We start from the raw sequence: 14,086 nt of genomic DNA, 5'->3' as shown, positions 1-14,086 counted from the left end.
TGTGTGGGAAAGGGGCCGGGGGAGCCGTATGAGTCGTCGTTCCAGCGGGCTGGCCGGGGTGTGGGCGGAGGCGCAGCGCCAGCAGCAGCGCCAGCGGGAGGTCCAGCACCGGGCGGCGGTCCAGCAGCAGCGCCAGATGGAGCGTCGGCAGCGCGAGTACGAGCGGGACGCCGCGCGGGTCCACCGCGAACAGCGGGCCGCCTACCGCCAGAGCCGGGAGGCGGACGCCCGGCAGCGCACCCAGGAGCTGGACGCGCGCGTGGACGCGCTGACGGGACTGCTGGCGGCGGGGCGCGCACAGCCCCCGTTCCGTACGGCGGCGCTGCTGCGCGAGGAGAGCGTCGAGCCGTTCTCGCCGGGACCGCTGGCGCAGCCGGTGCCGATGCCGGACCCGGCGCGCTACGAGGCCCGCGGCGGCTGGACGGGCCGCCGCGCCGAGCAGGAGGCCCAGGCCGCCTACCGGCGGGACTGGGACGCGGCGCAGCTCGCCGAGACCGAGCGCCGCCGTCGACTCGCCGACCACCGGGCGCGGTACGAGTCCTGGGCGCGGGAGCGGCTCGCGGAGGTCCGGGGCCACAACGCGGGCGTGGCCGACCTGGTCGCCGGTCTGGGCGCGGGCGAGCCGGACGCGGTCGTCGAGTACTTCTCGGCGGCCCTGTACGCGGCCTCCGCCTGGCCCGAGGGCTTCCCGCGGCAACTGTCCTGCGCGTACGACCGGGGCGCCCGTCAGCTGGTGCTGGACTGGGAGCTGCCCGCCTTCGACGTCGTCCCCGCCGCCAAGTCCGTACGGTACGTGGCCAGTACGGACGAGGAGCGCGAGTCGGCACGTCCGCTGACCCAGCGGCGCGCGCTGTACCGGGACGCGCTGGCGCAGAGCGTGCTGCTGGTGGTGCGGGACCTGTTCGCGGCGGACGAGTACGGCGTACTGGACGCGGTGGCGCTCAACGGTTTCGTGGACGACGTGGACCCGGCGACCGGCCGCCGCGCGGAGATCGTGCTGGCCTCCGTGATGGTGGACCGGGCGACCTTCCAGGGCCTGAACCTGACGCAGGTGAGCGCGGTGGACTGTTTGGTGGACGCGGTGCGGGGCCGGCTGTCGGCCCGCCCCGACCAGCGGGCGGCGGTGGCCGCCGTGCGCCGCCCGGGGGAGATCGGCACGGGGGTGCTCACCCATGGCGCGGACTCCGGCGAGGATCCGGATCTGTTCGTGATGGACCCGATCGTTTTCGAGTCGCTGGTGGCGGAGTTGTTCCGGGCGCGCGGGATGGACGCGGTGACCACCCAGCGCTCCAACGACGGCGGCGTGGACGTGGAGGCGGTGGACCCCGACCCGATCAGCGGTGGCCGGATCATCGTCCAGGTCAAGCGCTACCGCAACACGGTCCCGCCCACCGCGGTCCGCGATCTGTACGGCACGGTCCAGGCGGCCGGCGCCAACAAGGGCGTCCTGGTGACGACTTCGGGCTTCGGCCCCGGCTCGTACGCCTTCGCGCAGGGCAAGCCGCTGACGCTGGTGTCGGGGGCGGAGCTGGTGGACCTGCTGCACGCGTGCGGGCTGCGGGGGAGGCTGGGGGAGCGGCCGGGGCGCCGGGTGCCGGAACAGAGGGGCCCCTCGGGGACGCTGGTGGACCTGCCCGCGGCGGGGGCGGACGCGGCCGACGAGGAGCCGGAGGCCCCCGAGAGCGACGCGGACTTCAACGTCCTGGGTATGACGTGGACCGGATCGGTCGTCCTGGACGTGTGCGCGCTGGTGTGCGCGGGGAGCCGCGTCCTCGACGACGACCACTTCGTCTTCTTCAACAACCGGGAGATACCCGGGGGTTCGGTGCGGATGGTGCCGGGCGCGCTGGGCGACCGGGCCGCGGTCCGGGTGGCGTTCGACGACCTGCCGGACCGCGCGGACCGCCTGGTCCTGGTCGCCTCGGTCGACCCCGAGGCGAACCCGGACGCGGACCTCTCCGGCTTCACGGACGCGGGCATCCGGCTGCGCGACGCGGCCGGTACGGAACTGGACCGCCTGGAGGTCTCGGACGGCCGCGCGGGCGAAACGGCCCTGGTACTGGGCTCGTTCCGGCGCCGCCCGGGGGGCGACTGGGACTTCGTGGTGGGCGGAAAGGGGTACGGCGGCGGTCTGGAGGAGCTGGTGGGGGACTTCGGGATCGAGGTGGAGTAGGTGGAGTAGGGCGGGGCGCCGGGCGCCCCGAGGGGGCCTTCGGCGGACCCGGGCGGCTCCGAGGGGCCATCGGGCGGCCCGACGCGGCCTTGGGCGGCCCCGGGTGGCTCCGAGGGGCCTTCGGCGGACCCGGGCCGGACGCCCCTGGTTACCGCGCCGCCCCCAGCTCCTCCAGCGCTCCGTCCGTCAGCCGGTAGATCGTCCACTCGTCCTGCGGACGGGCCCCCAGCGACTCGTAGAACGCGATGGACGGGGTGTTCCAGTTCAGGACGGACCACTCCAGCCGGCCGTAGCCGCGGGCCACGCAGATACGGGCCAGTTCCGTCAGGAGGGCCTTGCCGTGACCGCCGCCGCGCAGTTCGGGGCGGACGTACAGGTCCTCCAGGTAGATGCCGTGCACCCCGCGCCAGGTGGAGAAGTTGAGGAACCACAGCGCGAAGCCCGCGGGCTCGCCGGTGTCGGTCTCGGCGATGTGCGCGTACGCCGCGGGGTGCTCGCCGAACAGGGCCTCGCGCAACTGCTCCGGCGTCGCCCGCGCCTCGTCCGGGCACTTCTCGTACGCGGCCAGTTCGCGGACCATGGCGTGGATGACGGGTACGTCTTCGGGCGTCGCGGTACGAATCATGGCCGCAGGTTAGCCGGGCGGCGGCGGAGCGGTCGCGGGCGTTCCGCTCCCCGGACGGGGCTCAGCGGGACCGCAGCCGCAGCGCCACCTCCAACTGCTCCGGGGCGAGCGCGCCCTCGCCCTCCTCGATGTCCCAGAGGCAGTTCTGGAGCACCCGCCCCAGCGTCCAGGCGCGCGCCCGGGAGCGGTCCAGGCCCAGCACCTCGGTCAGCGCGTCGAAGCGCCACCGCACCTCCGCCGCGTCGAAACGGTTGACCAGCGCGGGCAGCAGCTCGAAGCCCGGGTCGCCCGCCAGCGGCTTGGGGTCGATGGCGAGCCACGGCTCGCGCCCGGCGGCCAGGACGTTGTCGTAGTGCAGGTCCCAGTGCAGCAGCCGGTCGCCCGGCTCGGCCGCCACCTCGCGTACGGCCGCCGCGCAGTCCTCCAGCAGTCGCCGCTCGGCCCGGTCGCGCAGCAGGCGCACCGCCCCGGGGGTCCGCTCCAGCATCCCGGCGGCGCTGTCCGCCAGCCGGCGCATCCCGGGCGGCGCGGGCACGGAGGTGAGCCGGGACAGCAGCTCCGCGATCACCCGGACCGCCGCGCGGGAGTCCGCCACCGCCGACAACGGGCGGGCGGAGTCGAGGCGTTCGAGGAGCATCGTGCCCGTGGCGGCGTCGTGACGCAGCAGGCGCACCGCCCCCGCCCCGTCCCACACCCGCAGGGCCGTCGGCTCGCCCGCGGTCTCCTCGTCGGGCGGCTGGAGCTTGAGGACCGCCGGGGTGCCGTCCTCGGCGGTCACCGGCAGCACCAGCGCGCACATCCCGTACATCGGGGGCCCGGCGCCGAGGCGCAGGCCCCAGCGCGAGAGGAACTCCTCCACCCGGCCCGGCAGCGCGGCGAGGAAGGCGCGGTCCGCCTCGTCGCCGTCCCTCCCCCTCGCGATCAGCTCATCGGGAATGTCGATCACCCGGCCGACCCTACCCCCGTGCCCGAACCGGTCCATGAGCCGATTCCCCGGGCAGCGCTCCACCAGCATCCACGAGCTGTCGGCGGCTGCGGATTCCGTATCTGGACAGGGCTCATCCGGCGGTGTACCAACAAGCCCCATGAGTACGCGGACGATCAACGGCGGCATCTCCTTCTGGTACGCGCAGGACGGCATCCCCGCCCCGCGCGAGCCCCTGACGGGCGACGCGACGGCGGACGTCGTCATCGTGGGCGGCGGCTACACGGGGCTGTGGACGGCGTACTACCTCAAGAAGGCCGTGCCCTTCCTCAACATCACCGTTCTGGAGGCCCGCTTCTGCGGATACGGTGCCTCCGGCCGCAACGGCGGCTGGCTCTACAACGGCATAGCGGGCCGCGACCGGTACGCGAAGCTGCACGGCCACGAGGCCGCCGTGCGCCTCCAGCGGGCCATGAACGACACGGTCGGGGAGGTCGTGCGGGCCGCCGCCGAGGAGTCGATCGACGCCGACGTGCATCAGGGCGGGGTACTCGAAGTCGCCTACACCCCGGCCCAGTCGGTCCGCCTGAAGGCCTTCCACGCCGCCGAGCTCGCCTTCGGCGAGAAGGACCGGCTGCTGCTGGGGGCCCGTGAGACGGCCGAGCGCGTCCGGGTCGCCGGGGCCGTCGGCTCCGCCTGGACCCCGCACGGCGCCCGCGTCCACCCCGTCAAGCTGCTCAAGGGGCTGGCGGCGGCCGTGGAGGCGCTGGGCGTGACCGTCCACGAGTCGACCCCGGTGACCGAGATCCGCCCCAAGCACGCGGTCACTCCGTACGGCACGGTCCGCGCCCCGTACGTACTGCGCTGCACCGAGGGGTTCACCGCCTCCCTGAAGGGCCTGCGCCGCACCTGGCTGCCGATGAACTCCTCCATGATCGCCACCGAGCCGCTGCCGGCGGAGCTGTGGGAGACGATCGGCTGGGAGGGCCGCGAGACGCTCGGCGACATGGCGCACGCGTACATGTACGCGCAGCGCACCGCCGACGACCGGATCGCGCTCGGCGGGCGCGGGGTGCCCTACCGCTTCGGCTCCCGCACCGACAACGACGGCCGGACCCGGCCGGAGACGGTCGAGGCCCTGCGCGACGTCCTGATCCGCTTCTTCCCCCAGCTCGCCGGGGTCGACATCACCCACGCCTGGTCGGGGGTGCTGGGGGTGCCGCGCGACTGGTGCGCCACCGTGACCCTCGACCGCTCGACGGGCCTCGGCTGGGCGGGCGGCTACGTCGGCTCGGGCGTGGCCACCGCCAACCTCGCCGCCCGCACCCTGCGCGACCTGGTCCAGCAGGACTCCGGCCAGGCCGGACCCACCGAGCTGACCGCGCTGCCGTGGGTCAACCACCGGGTCCGCCGCTGGGAGCCGGAGCCGTTGCGCTGGGTGGGTGTGCGGGGGATGTACGCGGCGTACCGCGAGGCGGACCGCCGGGAGCTGTCCACACACGCTGCGGGGACGCACCGGATCGCGGTGGTGGCGGACCGGATCGCTGGGCGTCACTGATTTCCCGGGGGGCTGCGGCGGAGGGCCGCCCGCCGGGCGTGGGACCATCGAGCGTGCTCGACATCGGCTACTCCCTCTCCAACCGCTTCCCCGACCCCCCGCAGACCGACTACCGCCGCGCGGACGTCCACGCCCTGCGCCACGACCTCTTCTGCGGAGACGTCTACCTCGCCGACACCAAGGCGGACCGCGAGGTGTCCACAGCCTGGGGATGGGTGCCGGTGCTCGACTTCGCCTGGGCGCTCTGCGACACCGTGGAGGCGCTCGACCGCGACCCGCGCGGCAGCCGCTCCTCCCGGAGCCAGTACGCCGAGATCGACTTCACCGAGTCCACCGACCGCATGCTCTTCGAGCGCCGCTTCGGCTGGGTGGACGTCGAGGCCGACTGGATGCCCGGCGACGAGCCCCCGCTCACCTTCAGCCACCGCCTGCTGCGCCGCGAGGCCCGCGACTTCCTGCACGACGTGATCGCCGACCTCAGCGACATGCACGACGACCTCGCCGAGAACCCCGTCATCTGGACGCTCCAGGCCCGCTTCCCGCGCCTGACGGACTAGGGCCGGGCCGCCGGCCGCGCGACGCCCTCACTCACGCCACCACCCGCACCCCCACCTGAGCCGCGAACGCGGGCGCCAGATCGACCAGCTGGGACGGCGTGATCACCGCGCCCGCCAGTCGGTCCACGCCCCGGGCGATGTCCAGGAGCGAGGCGCCGCGCAGGTCCACGTCCTTCATCCGGGCGCCGGTGAAGTCCGCGCCCCGCAGCTCGCAGCCCGCGAACGCCACCCGGTCGAGCCGGGCCGCCGCGAAGTCCGGCTCGGCCAGGACGCAGTTCTCGAAGACCACGTCCCGCAGGTCCGTGTCGCGCAGATTCAGGTAGTCGATCTTTCCGCCGCGGATCAGCACCCGTTCGAGCATCGCTCCGTGCAGCTGCACACCACCCATCCGGACGTCATGGATCTCCACATCGCGCAGGGACGCGCGCGAGAGGTCGGTCCCCACGCCCCGGATCCCGGAGATCACCGTGTCGATGAGACGGGACCCGGGCAGCCGCGTCCCGTCCAGCACGCAGCCGAACACCCCGCAGTCCATGAAGCGGGCCCCGGTGCCCTCCTGGCCCGACAGGTCCAGATTCCGGAACTCCAGGCCGTCGTAGTCGCCCTCCGGTTCCAGTTCCGCCGGACCGTGTGGTGCCAGCGGGGGCAGCCGTACCTCCGGACGCCGCACCGCCGTCACTTCGCTCGCCCTCTTCGCCATGACTCCATGCTGGACCACCCCACTGACAACCGTCCCACCTCTACCTGTCACATTCCCCCCTCCTCGCTCCGTCTCTAACGATGAGTGCCCGTACAGCGACAGGAGAGCAGAATGGACCGGATCACCGTCATCGGCGGCGGCCTCGCCGGGCTCACCGCGGCCATCACCGCGGCCGAGTCCGGCGCCCGGGTGAACCTGTACGAGTCGCACCACACGCTGGGCGGGCGCGCGCGCACCTCGGAGGGGCCGTACCTCACCAACGACGGCCCGCACGTCCTGTACAACGGAGGCCCGCACTGGGCCTGGCTCAAACGCCGTGGTCTGCTGGGGCAGGTCGCCTCCGTACCGCCGCTGGAGGCCGCCAGATTCCGCTTCCACTGGGACGGCTCGCTGCGGCACACTCCGCCTCTGGCCCTGCTGAAGCTGGCCCGGCAGAGTCCGGGGAGCGCCCCCGTGGACAGCGACTTCGCCACCTGGGCGGCCGGGGTCGTCGGCGCCAGGGCCGCCCGCGCCGCCGCCAACTACGCGGCCGTCGCCGTCTTCCACCACGACCCCGGCTCGCTCTCCGCCGCGTTCGTCCAGGAGCGGCTGCACCGCGCCGCCGCGCTGCCGCCCGAGGCGCGTTATCCGGTGGGGGGTTGGGGCGCGCTGGTCGACCGGATGGCCACGCGCGCGTGGGAGCTGGGGGTGCACGTGGAGACCACCGCGCGCGTGGACGCGCTCCCCGACGACCACGGGCCGGTGGTCGTCGCGACGTCCCTCGACGCCGCGCGCCGGCTGCTCGGCGACGACTCGCTGCGCTGGACCAGTGGCCGTACGGTGCTGATGGATGTCGGGCTCACCGGTCGGCGGGGCGATCCGTTCGTCGTCTCCGACCTGGAGACGCCGGGCTGGATCGAACGCTTCACGGCGGCGGGCCGCACTCTCGCGCCGGCCGGGCACCAGCTTCTCCAGGCGCAGTTCCCCATCGCGCCGCACGAGTCGAAGGCCGAGGGGGTCGCGCGGGGTGAGCGTCTGCTGGACGCGGCGTTCGCGGGCTGGCGCCAGCGGCTCACCTGGCGCCGCGACGCGCTCGCGGCGGGGCGTACGGGGGCGGTGGACCTGCCCGGCACGACGTGGCGCGACCGCCCGGCGATCGACCGCGGCCACGGGGTGTTCCTGGCGGGCGACCAGGTGGCGGCACCGGGCGTGCTGTCGGAGGTGGCGTTCGCGAGTGGGGTGGAGGCGGGGGCGGCGGCGGTGCGGGGGTTGCGGATGGCTGCGGCGTAGGGGGCCGCGGGCCCCTGTTGCCCGGGCTCCGTCTGCGGGCCGTCTGTGGCTGGTCGCGCAGTTCCCCGCGCCCCTATTGGCCGGGGGTTCGTCTGCGGGTTGTGGTGGGTTGCTCGCGCAGTTCCCCGCGCCCCTTCAGGGCCCGGACTTTGGCCGCGGGGCGGTGGTGGGTTGCTCGCGCAGTTCCCCGCGCCCCTTTCGGGGCCCGGACTTTGGCTGCGGGGCGGTGGTGGGCTGGTCGCGCAGTTCCCCGCGCCCCTTTCGGGGCCCGGACCTCGTCTGCGGGGCGGTGGTGGGTTCCCCGCGCCCCTAAAGAGGGCGGGGCGTGGGGTGTTGGTCGGGTCTGGGAGCCTGTGGCTGAGCCGACTGTTCCGGCTGCGGCCGACCCCCTGGGGGCGCGGGGAACTGCGCGACCGGCCCACCACATCCCGCAGACAAACCCCAAGCCAAAAAGGGGCGCGGGGAACTGCGCGACCGGCCACCACGAACCCGCGGACGGAAGAAGGGGTGCTGGGGCGCAGCCCCGGGAGTGGGGTCGGCGGGGGCGAGGCTCACGGCAGGAGGCGCCGCTCCTTTCCCCGCGCCACCGCCCCCGCCCGCGTCTCCACCCCCAACTTCTCGTAGATCCGCCCCAGATGCGTCTTCACCGTCGCCTCGCTGATGAACAGCGCCCGCGCGATCTCACGGTTGCCCAGGCCCCGTGACAGCTGAGCCAGGATGTCCAGTTCGCGGTCGGTGAGGGTGGGGGCGCCCGTGCCCCGCATACGTTCCATCACCCGGCTCGCCACCGGCGGCGACAGCGCGGTGCGGCCCTGCGCCGCCGCGCGGATCGCCGCGAACAGCTCCTCCGGGCGTTCGGCCTTCAGCAGATAGCCGGTCGCCCCGGCCGCGATCGCCCGGGTGATGTCCGCGTCCGTGTCGTACGTCGTCAGGACGAGCACCCGCACCCCCGTCCCCGCGATACGCCGCGTCGCCTCGACCCCGTCGATGCCGGGGCCGAGCTGGAGGTCCATCAGTACGACGTCGGGCCGTACCCGGGCCGCCGCCGCGACCGCCTCCTCACCGCTGCCCGCCTCCCCCACCACCTCGATGTCGGGCTCGCTCCCGAGGAGGGCGAGCAGCCCGGCCCGTACCACCGCGTGGTCGTCGCACAACAGGATCCGCACCACCGCGTTCACCGTTCCTCCAGGGGGACCGCCGCCGACAGCACGGTGCCCTCGCCGGGCGCCGACTCCACCGTCAGGGTCCCCGCGAGCTGCCGCACCCGCGCCCGCATCGCGGGCAGTCCATGGCCCCGGCCGTCCCGGGGCTCCACGTCCGCGAGCGCGAACCCACGCCCGTCGTCCGCCACGTCCAGCACGATCTGGTCACCCAGATAGGTGAGGGTGAGCGCGGCCGTGGCCGCCCGCGCGTGCTCGGTCACGTTCGCCAGCGCCCCCTGCGCGATCCGCAGCAGCGCCGACTCGACCCGGTCGGGCAGGGCCGTCGGCGCCCCGTCGACGTGCAGCCGTACGTCCAGGCCGGACTCGGCCGACGCCCGCGCGGCCAGCGCCCGCAGCGCCCGGGGCAGGCTGCCGCCCGCCGCCAGCTCCGCGGGAGCGAGATCGTGGACGAAGCGGCGCGCCTCGGCCAGGTTGCGTTCCGCGATGGACTCGGCCGTACGGACGTGGCGGCGGGCCGCCGCCGGGTCGGACTCCCACACCCGCTCGGACGCCTGGAGCAGCATCTGCTGACTGGACAGGCCCTGCGCGAGCGTGTCGTGGATCTCCATGGACAGGCGCTGGCGCTCCGCGAGGGTGCCCTCGCGCCGCTCGGTGGCGGCCAGTTCGCGCCGGGTGCGCAGCAGGTCGTCGATGAGGAGGCGCTGCCGGTCCCCCTGACGCTGCATATGGACGAAGACGGCGGTGGCGACGGCCGCGACGGCGGGCGGCGCGACCACCAGGTTGGGGTCGATCCCGTCGGCCAGCATCAGCTGCGCGGCCACCACGAACGCGGTCAGCAGCGCCACCAGCACCAGCGCCGCCCGCGTCGGCAGCGTCCGCAGCCCGGTGTAGAACAGCGGCACCGCGCACCACGAGAAGCTCGGCGCGAGCACCACCAGCACCATCCACACCGCCACCACCCCCCCGAGCCAGCCGAGCCGTCGGGGGGTGGGCCGTGGCCCCAGGGCGGGCCCGAGGACGTACAGCGCGGCCAGGGCGGCCGAGAGCGCGACGATCCACGCGGTGCGGCCGTCGCCGGGGTGGCGGATCAGGAAACGCGTGAGTGAAGCGCCCAGCAGCAGGAAGAAGGCGGCGTGCATCACCGCGGGCAGCCAGCGCTCCTCGGCCGTCGGCGCCTCGGTGCGCGGCTCCGCCCCTGCCTCCACTGTCCGCTCCTGACCTGCGCGTACGTACGTATCCGTACTCATCCTCACCCGGTCCGGCCGGCCCCGCATCAGCCGATCGGTTGACGGCCGGGTCGACCGGTCCGCGCCCGGGGAGCAGCCGGTGCGCCGACCGTGCGGCTGCCCCACCGGGCCCACGATCGAAGCATGGACACCAACACGAACACTCACATGAACGCCGACATGAACGCCGTCCGCCCGCGGCGCACCAGGAGGGTCGTCGTCGGCGCCCTCGCCGCGGCGGCCCTCGCCGCCGGTACCTTCGGCGCGGTCGGCGCCAGCGCCGCCGCCCCCGCCAGGACGCCCGCCGCCACCCGCGCCGACGCCGGGGACCGCGATCTGACCCGTTCCACCCACCTCACCGTGGCCGCCGCGACCAGGGCCGCCACCGCCGCCCTCGACGCCGCCCGCGAGGACGGCCGGAATGTCTCGGTCGCCGTGGTCGACCGCGACGGCAACACCGTCGTCACCCTGCGCGGCGACGGCGCCGGTCCGCAGTCGTACGAGTCGGCCGAGCGCAAGGCGTACACGGCCGTCTCCTGGAACGCCCCCACTTCGGTGCTGGCCGGCCGCCTCGCCCAGGCGCCCCAGCTCAAGGACATCCCGGGCACGCTCTTCCTCGCGGGCGGTGCGCCCGTGCGGGCCCAGGGCGCACCGATCGCGGGCATCGGCGTGGCCGGCGCCCCCAGCGGCGACCTGGACGAGAAGTTCGCCCAGGCGGGCGTGGCCGCGCTGACCAGGTAGCCGTACTGACCGGGCAGCCGCGCCGACCGAGCAGCCGTTCCCGAGCCTCGCGCCGCAGCCGCCGCCCGCCCCAGCCGCCGCCCGCCGCAGCCCCCGCCCGGTCTGCTGCCTGGCGCGAAACAGCCCCCGCGCTCCGCATCCCCAAGCCCCCCGCGCCCCCCGCCCGTAGGATCGCCGTGTGGATCACCGCAGCGCGATACGCCGGCTCACCCTCCCCGCCGCGGCCCTCCTGCTCGCCGTCGGCGGCTGTACGGGCGGGGTGGAGGGCAAACCGGGGGCGGCGGGGCTGCGGGACGGGCTCTTCCCCAAGCTGGGCAACGGCGGCTACGACGCCGAGCACTACAGCGTCGTCCTCGACTACGACCCGGCCCGCGACCACCTCACCGGCCGCGTCACCCTCGATGCCCGCGCCACCCGTGACCTCAGCGCCTTCAACCTCGACTTCTCGGGGATGGAGGTCACCTCCGCGACGGTCGGCGGTGAGCGCGCGGACGCCAACCGGGCGGGCAACGAGCTGACCCTGCGCCCGGCGGACGACATCCGCGAGGGGGAGCGGTTCCGTACGAGCGTGGCCTACTCGGGGACCCCCAGGGCCCTCACCGACCAGGACGGCTCGCACGAGGGCTGGCTGCGGACCGCCGACGGCGGCGCGCTGGCGCTCGGCGAGCCCGCCGGGTCGATGACCTGGTTCCCGTCGAACAACCACCCTGCCGACAAGGCCACGTACGACCTGGCGGTCACCGTGCCCGAGGGGCTGACGGCGGTCTCCAACGGCGAGCTCGCGTCCACGGTCACGAAGAACGGGCGCACCACCTTCACCTGGCACACCGGTGAACCGATGGCGAGCTATCTGGCGACGGTGGTGATCGGCCGGTACGACCTCGAGCCGGTCACCACGGCGTCGGGACCGTCCGTCCGCACGGCGGTCGACCGGGACGCGGAGAAGGAGTCCGCCGAGGTGGTCGGGCAGCTTCCGGAGATCCTCGCCTGGGGCAAGGAGAACTTCGGGCCCTACCCCTTCTCCTCCGCCGGTGTGATCGTGGCGCCCGAGGGGTCGGCCGAGTACGCCCTGGAGACCCAGAACCGGCCGGTGATCCCCGCCGACCAGCTCGACACCACGACACTCGTCCACGAGCTCGCCCACCAGTGGTTCGGCGACTCGGTCACGCCCCGGCGGTGGCGGGACATGTGGCTCAACGAGGGTTTCGCGACATACGCGGAGTGGCTGTGGAGCGAGGACCACGGCGGCAGGTCCGCCCAGGCGTACTTCGACGAGACCTACGCCAAGGGGGCCGACGACCAGGTGTGGGACTTCCCGCCCGCCGAACCGCCGACGGCCGCCCGGATCTCGGACCGGCCGGTGTACGAGCGCGGGGCGATGGTGGTCCACCAGCTCCGCCGGGCCGTCGGGGACGAAGCCTTCTACGGCCTCGTACAGGGGTGGACGAAGCGGTACCGGCACGCCAACGCCTCCACCGAGGACTTCACCCGGTTCATGGCGGAGGAGTCCGGCAAGGACCTGACGGAGCTGTGGAACACCTGGCTCTACGGGGAGGGCAAGCCCAAGTCCCCGTAGAGCCGGGTCGATCGGCCTACCGGTGTGTCACTTCACGTTGACGGCGGTCCAGGCAGCCGCCACCGTCTTGTACTCGGTGCTGCTCGCCCCGTACAGGTCGGCCGCCGCCTGGAGGGTCGTGGTGCGCGCCTTGGCGTAGTTGGTCGTCGACGTCATGTACGTGGACAGGGCCTTGTACCAGATCTTGTACGCCTTGGTCCGCCCGATGCCGGTGACCTTGGAGCCGTCGGAGGTCGGGGAGTTGTAGCTCACCCCGTTGATGACCTTCGCGCCGCTGCCCTCGGACAGCAGGTAGAAGAAGTGGTTGGCCACACCGGACGAGTAGTGCACGTCCTTGTTGCCGACCGTGCTCGACCAGTAGTCCGCCGACTGGCCGTCCTTGCTCGGCTTGTCCATGTAGCGCAGCGGGGTGCCGTTGCCCCGGATGTCGATCTTCTCGCCGATGAGGTAGTCACCGGGGTCACTGGCGTTGTTGGCGAAGAACTCCACCGACGTGCCGAAGATGTCGCTGGTGCCCTCGTTGAGCCCGCCGGACTCCTTGCTGTAGTTGAGCTTGGCGGTGGCGGCGGTCAGGCCGTGGCTCATCTCGTGGCCGGCGACGTCGAGCGCGGTGAGCGGCTTGAGGTTGTTCGCGCCGTCGCCGTACGTCATGCAGAAGCAGCTGTCGTCCCAGAAGGCGTTGACGTACGCGTTGCCGTAGTGGACGCGGGAGTAGGCGGCCTTGCCGTTGCCCGCGATGCCGTTGCGGTTGAGCTCGGCCTTGTAGAAGTCCCAGGTCACGGCGGCGCCGTAGTGCGCGTCCACACCGGCGGTCTCGCGGTTCTGCGGGGTGCCGTCGCCCCAGGTGTCCACCGACTTGGTGAAGAGGGTGCCGGTGCCGGAGGAGCCGTGCTTGAGGTCGTACGTCTTGTGCCCGCCGCGCCCCGCGTCCGTCAGGCTGTACGTGGTGCCGGACTTGGAGGTGCCGAGGGTGACCTTGCCGGAGTACTCGCTGGTGCCGGTCCCGGTGTCGATGGCCTCGTACGAGTAGAGCTCGGCGCCGGTCGCGGCGTCGGTGATGACGTGGCGCTCGCTGGGGGTGCCGTCGCGCTGGGTGCCGGTGCGGACGGCCTCGTACGCCAGGACGGGCCTGCCGCTCGCGGCCCAGACGACCTTGCGGGCGTGGGCGGGGGCGGCCTTGAGCGAGGCGCCCGAGGTGGCGACGGATATCCGGGCGTCGGTGCTCCTGCTGACGCCCTTGACGCTGCCGTCCTTCTTGGCGTGGACGACGAGGTCGCCGCCGAGGACGGGCAGGCCCTCGTAGGTGCGCTCGTAGCGGGTGTGGACGGTGCCGTCCACGTCCTTGATGACGTCGCGTACGACGAGCGCCTCCTTGGCGCCGAGGCCGATCCGGTGGGCGGCGGCGGGCGCGGCGGCCTGGGCGGCCTGGAGTGCGTCCGCGCGCTCGGCCACACCGAGCACGCGGGCGCTCGCGCCCGCCTCGCGGTCGGCGGCTCCGGCGCTGGTGCCGGACTGGACGCCGACGACGACCATGGCGGCGGTGGCGGCAAGTGCGGCGGCACGCAGGGAAGTT

Annotated in this window: 12 protein-coding genes; 6 read left to right on the top strand and 6 right to left on the bottom strand. The window is 73.9% G+C overall.

Annotated features, from left to right (window positions below; genetic code table 11):
• The first annotated feature begins 28 nt into the window (after positions 1-28).
• A complete protein-coding gene (locus tag ACZ5ID_RS04895) occupies positions 29-2,173 on the top strand; it encodes a restriction endonuclease (protein ID WP_468893480.1) in 2,145 nt (714 codons plus the stop codon).
• A 148-nt stretch (positions 2,174-2,321) separates the two neighbouring features.
• On the opposite strand, the gene ACZ5ID_RS04890 is transcribed toward ACZ5ID_RS04895, so the two are convergent.
• Both ACZ5ID_RS04890 and ACZ5ID_RS04885 read right to left on the bottom strand, forming a co-directional pair.
• Entirely contained in the window at positions 2,322-2,798 is a 477-nt protein-coding gene (locus ACZ5ID_RS04890) for a GNAT family N-acetyltransferase (RefSeq protein WP_468893478.1), read from the bottom strand.
• Positions 2,799-2,859: 61 nt separating this feature from the next.
• A complete protein-coding gene (locus ACZ5ID_RS04885; protein ID WP_468893476.1) occupies positions 2,860-3,780 on the bottom strand; it encodes an aminoglycoside phosphotransferase family protein in 921 nt (306 codons plus the stop codon).
• Positions 3,781-3,883: 103 nt separating this feature from the next.
• Between ACZ5ID_RS04885 and ACZ5ID_RS04880 the strand changes: the two genes are divergently transcribed.
• Positions 3,884-5,281, top strand: a complete 1,398-nt coding sequence (locus ACZ5ID_RS04880) for an NAD(P)/FAD-dependent oxidoreductase (RefSeq protein ID WP_468893474.1) — start codon at positions 3,884-3,886, stop codon at positions 5,279-5,281.
• A 53-nt stretch (positions 5,282-5,334) separates the two neighbouring features.
• Entirely contained in the window at positions 5,335-5,838 is a 504-nt protein-coding gene (locus ACZ5ID_RS04875; RefSeq protein WP_468894191.1) for a hypothetical protein, read from the top strand.
• 31 nt (positions 5,839-5,869) lie between these two features.
• Here ACZ5ID_RS04875 and ACZ5ID_RS04870 read toward each other — a convergent pair whose 3' ends face one another.
• Entirely contained in the window at positions 5,870-6,538 is a 669-nt protein-coding gene (locus ACZ5ID_RS04870) for a pentapeptide repeat-containing protein (RefSeq protein WP_468893472.1), read from the bottom strand.
• Between the two features lie 111 nt (positions 6,539-6,649).
• Here ACZ5ID_RS04870 and ACZ5ID_RS04865 point away from each other — a divergent pair, with 111 nt between their 5' ends.
• Entirely contained in the window at positions 6,650-7,807 is a 1,158-nt protein-coding gene (locus ACZ5ID_RS04865; RefSeq protein WP_468893471.1) for an NAD(P)-binding protein, read from the top strand.
• Between the two features lie 551 nt (positions 7,808-8,358).
• Here ACZ5ID_RS04865 and ACZ5ID_RS04860 read toward each other — a convergent pair.
• On the bottom strand, positions 8,359-8,985 hold the full coding sequence (locus ACZ5ID_RS04860; RefSeq protein ID WP_406557078.1) for a response regulator: 627 nt from the start codon (positions 8,983-8,985) through the stop codon (positions 8,359-8,361).
• Positions 8,982-10,109 (bottom strand): sensor histidine kinase, encoded by a 1,128-nt coding sequence (locus ACZ5ID_RS04855; RefSeq protein ID WP_468894189.1) that lies wholly within the window; start codon positions 10,107-10,109, stop codon positions 8,982-8,984. The genes ACZ5ID_RS04860 and ACZ5ID_RS04855 overlap by 4 nt, the downstream gene beginning before the upstream one ends.
• A gap of 267 nt (positions 10,110-10,376) precedes the next feature.
• Between ACZ5ID_RS04855 and ACZ5ID_RS04850 the strand changes: the two genes are divergently transcribed.
• Both ACZ5ID_RS04850 and ACZ5ID_RS04845 read left to right on the top strand, forming a co-directional pair.
• Positions 10,377-10,937 carry a GlcG/HbpS family heme-binding protein gene (locus ACZ5ID_RS04850; protein ID WP_468894187.1) on the top strand — a complete coding sequence of 187 codons (561 nt, stop codon included), beginning with the start codon at positions 10,377-10,379 and terminating at the stop codon, positions 10,935-10,937.
• Positions 10,938-11,115: 178 nt separating this feature from the next.
• Positions 11,116-12,513, top strand: coding sequence for a M1 family metallopeptidase (locus tag ACZ5ID_RS04845; protein ID WP_468893468.1), 1,398 nt, complete (start codon positions 11,116-11,118; stop codon positions 12,511-12,513).
• A gap of 27 nt (positions 12,514-12,540) precedes the next feature.
• Here the strand turns inward: ACZ5ID_RS04845 and ACZ5ID_RS04840 are convergent, their stop codons facing one another.
• Positions 12,541-14,046, bottom strand: coding sequence for a M4 family metallopeptidase (locus tag ACZ5ID_RS04840; RefSeq protein WP_468894185.1), 1,506 nt, complete (start codon positions 14,044-14,046; stop codon positions 12,541-12,543).
• Positions 14,047-14,086 lie beyond the last annotated feature (40 nt).

The sequence above is a fragment of the Streptomyces sp. NPDC031670 genome, from assembly GCF_055580545.1.
The sequence above is the reverse complement of the archived record's forward strand: the minus strand, read 5'-3'. Positions and strand labels throughout refer to the sequence as shown.

Excerpts from the sequence above, each read along its gene's own strand:
- ACZ5ID_RS04890 (WP_468893478.1), bottom strand. The coding sequence starts at position 2,798 with ATGATTCGTACCGCGACGCCCGAAGACGTACCCGTCATCCACGCCATG.
- ACZ5ID_RS04880 (WP_468893474.1), top strand. The coding sequence starts at position 3,884 with ATGAGTACGCGGACGATCAACGGCGGCATCTCCTTCTGGTACGCGCAG.
- ACZ5ID_RS04885 (WP_468893476.1), bottom strand. The coding sequence starts at position 3,780 with ATGGACCGGTTCGGGCACGGGGGTAGGGTCGGCCGGGTGATCGACATT.
- ACZ5ID_RS04895 (WP_468893480.1), top strand. The coding sequence starts at position 29 with ATGAGTCGTCGTTCCAGCGGGCTGGCCGGGGTGTGGGCGGAGGCGCAG.
- ACZ5ID_RS04870 (WP_468893472.1), bottom strand. The coding sequence starts at position 6,538 with ATGGCGAAGAGGGCGAGCGAAGTGACGGCGGTGCGGCGTCCGGAGGTA.
- ACZ5ID_RS04855 (WP_468894189.1), bottom strand. The coding sequence starts at position 10,109 with ATGCACGCCGCCTTCTTCCTGCTGCTGGGCGCTTCACTCACGCGTTTC.
- ACZ5ID_RS04850 (WP_468894187.1), top strand. The coding sequence starts at position 10,377 with ATGAACGCCGTCCGCCCGCGGCGCACCAGGAGGGTCGTCGTCGGCGCC.
- ACZ5ID_RS04840 (WP_468894185.1), bottom strand. The coding sequence starts at position 14,046 with ATGGTCGTCGTCGGCGTCCAGTCCGGCACCAGCGCCGGAGCCGCCGAC.
- ACZ5ID_RS04865 (WP_468893471.1), top strand. The coding sequence starts at position 6,650 with ATGGACCGGATCACCGTCATCGGCGGCGGCCTCGCCGGGCTCACCGCG.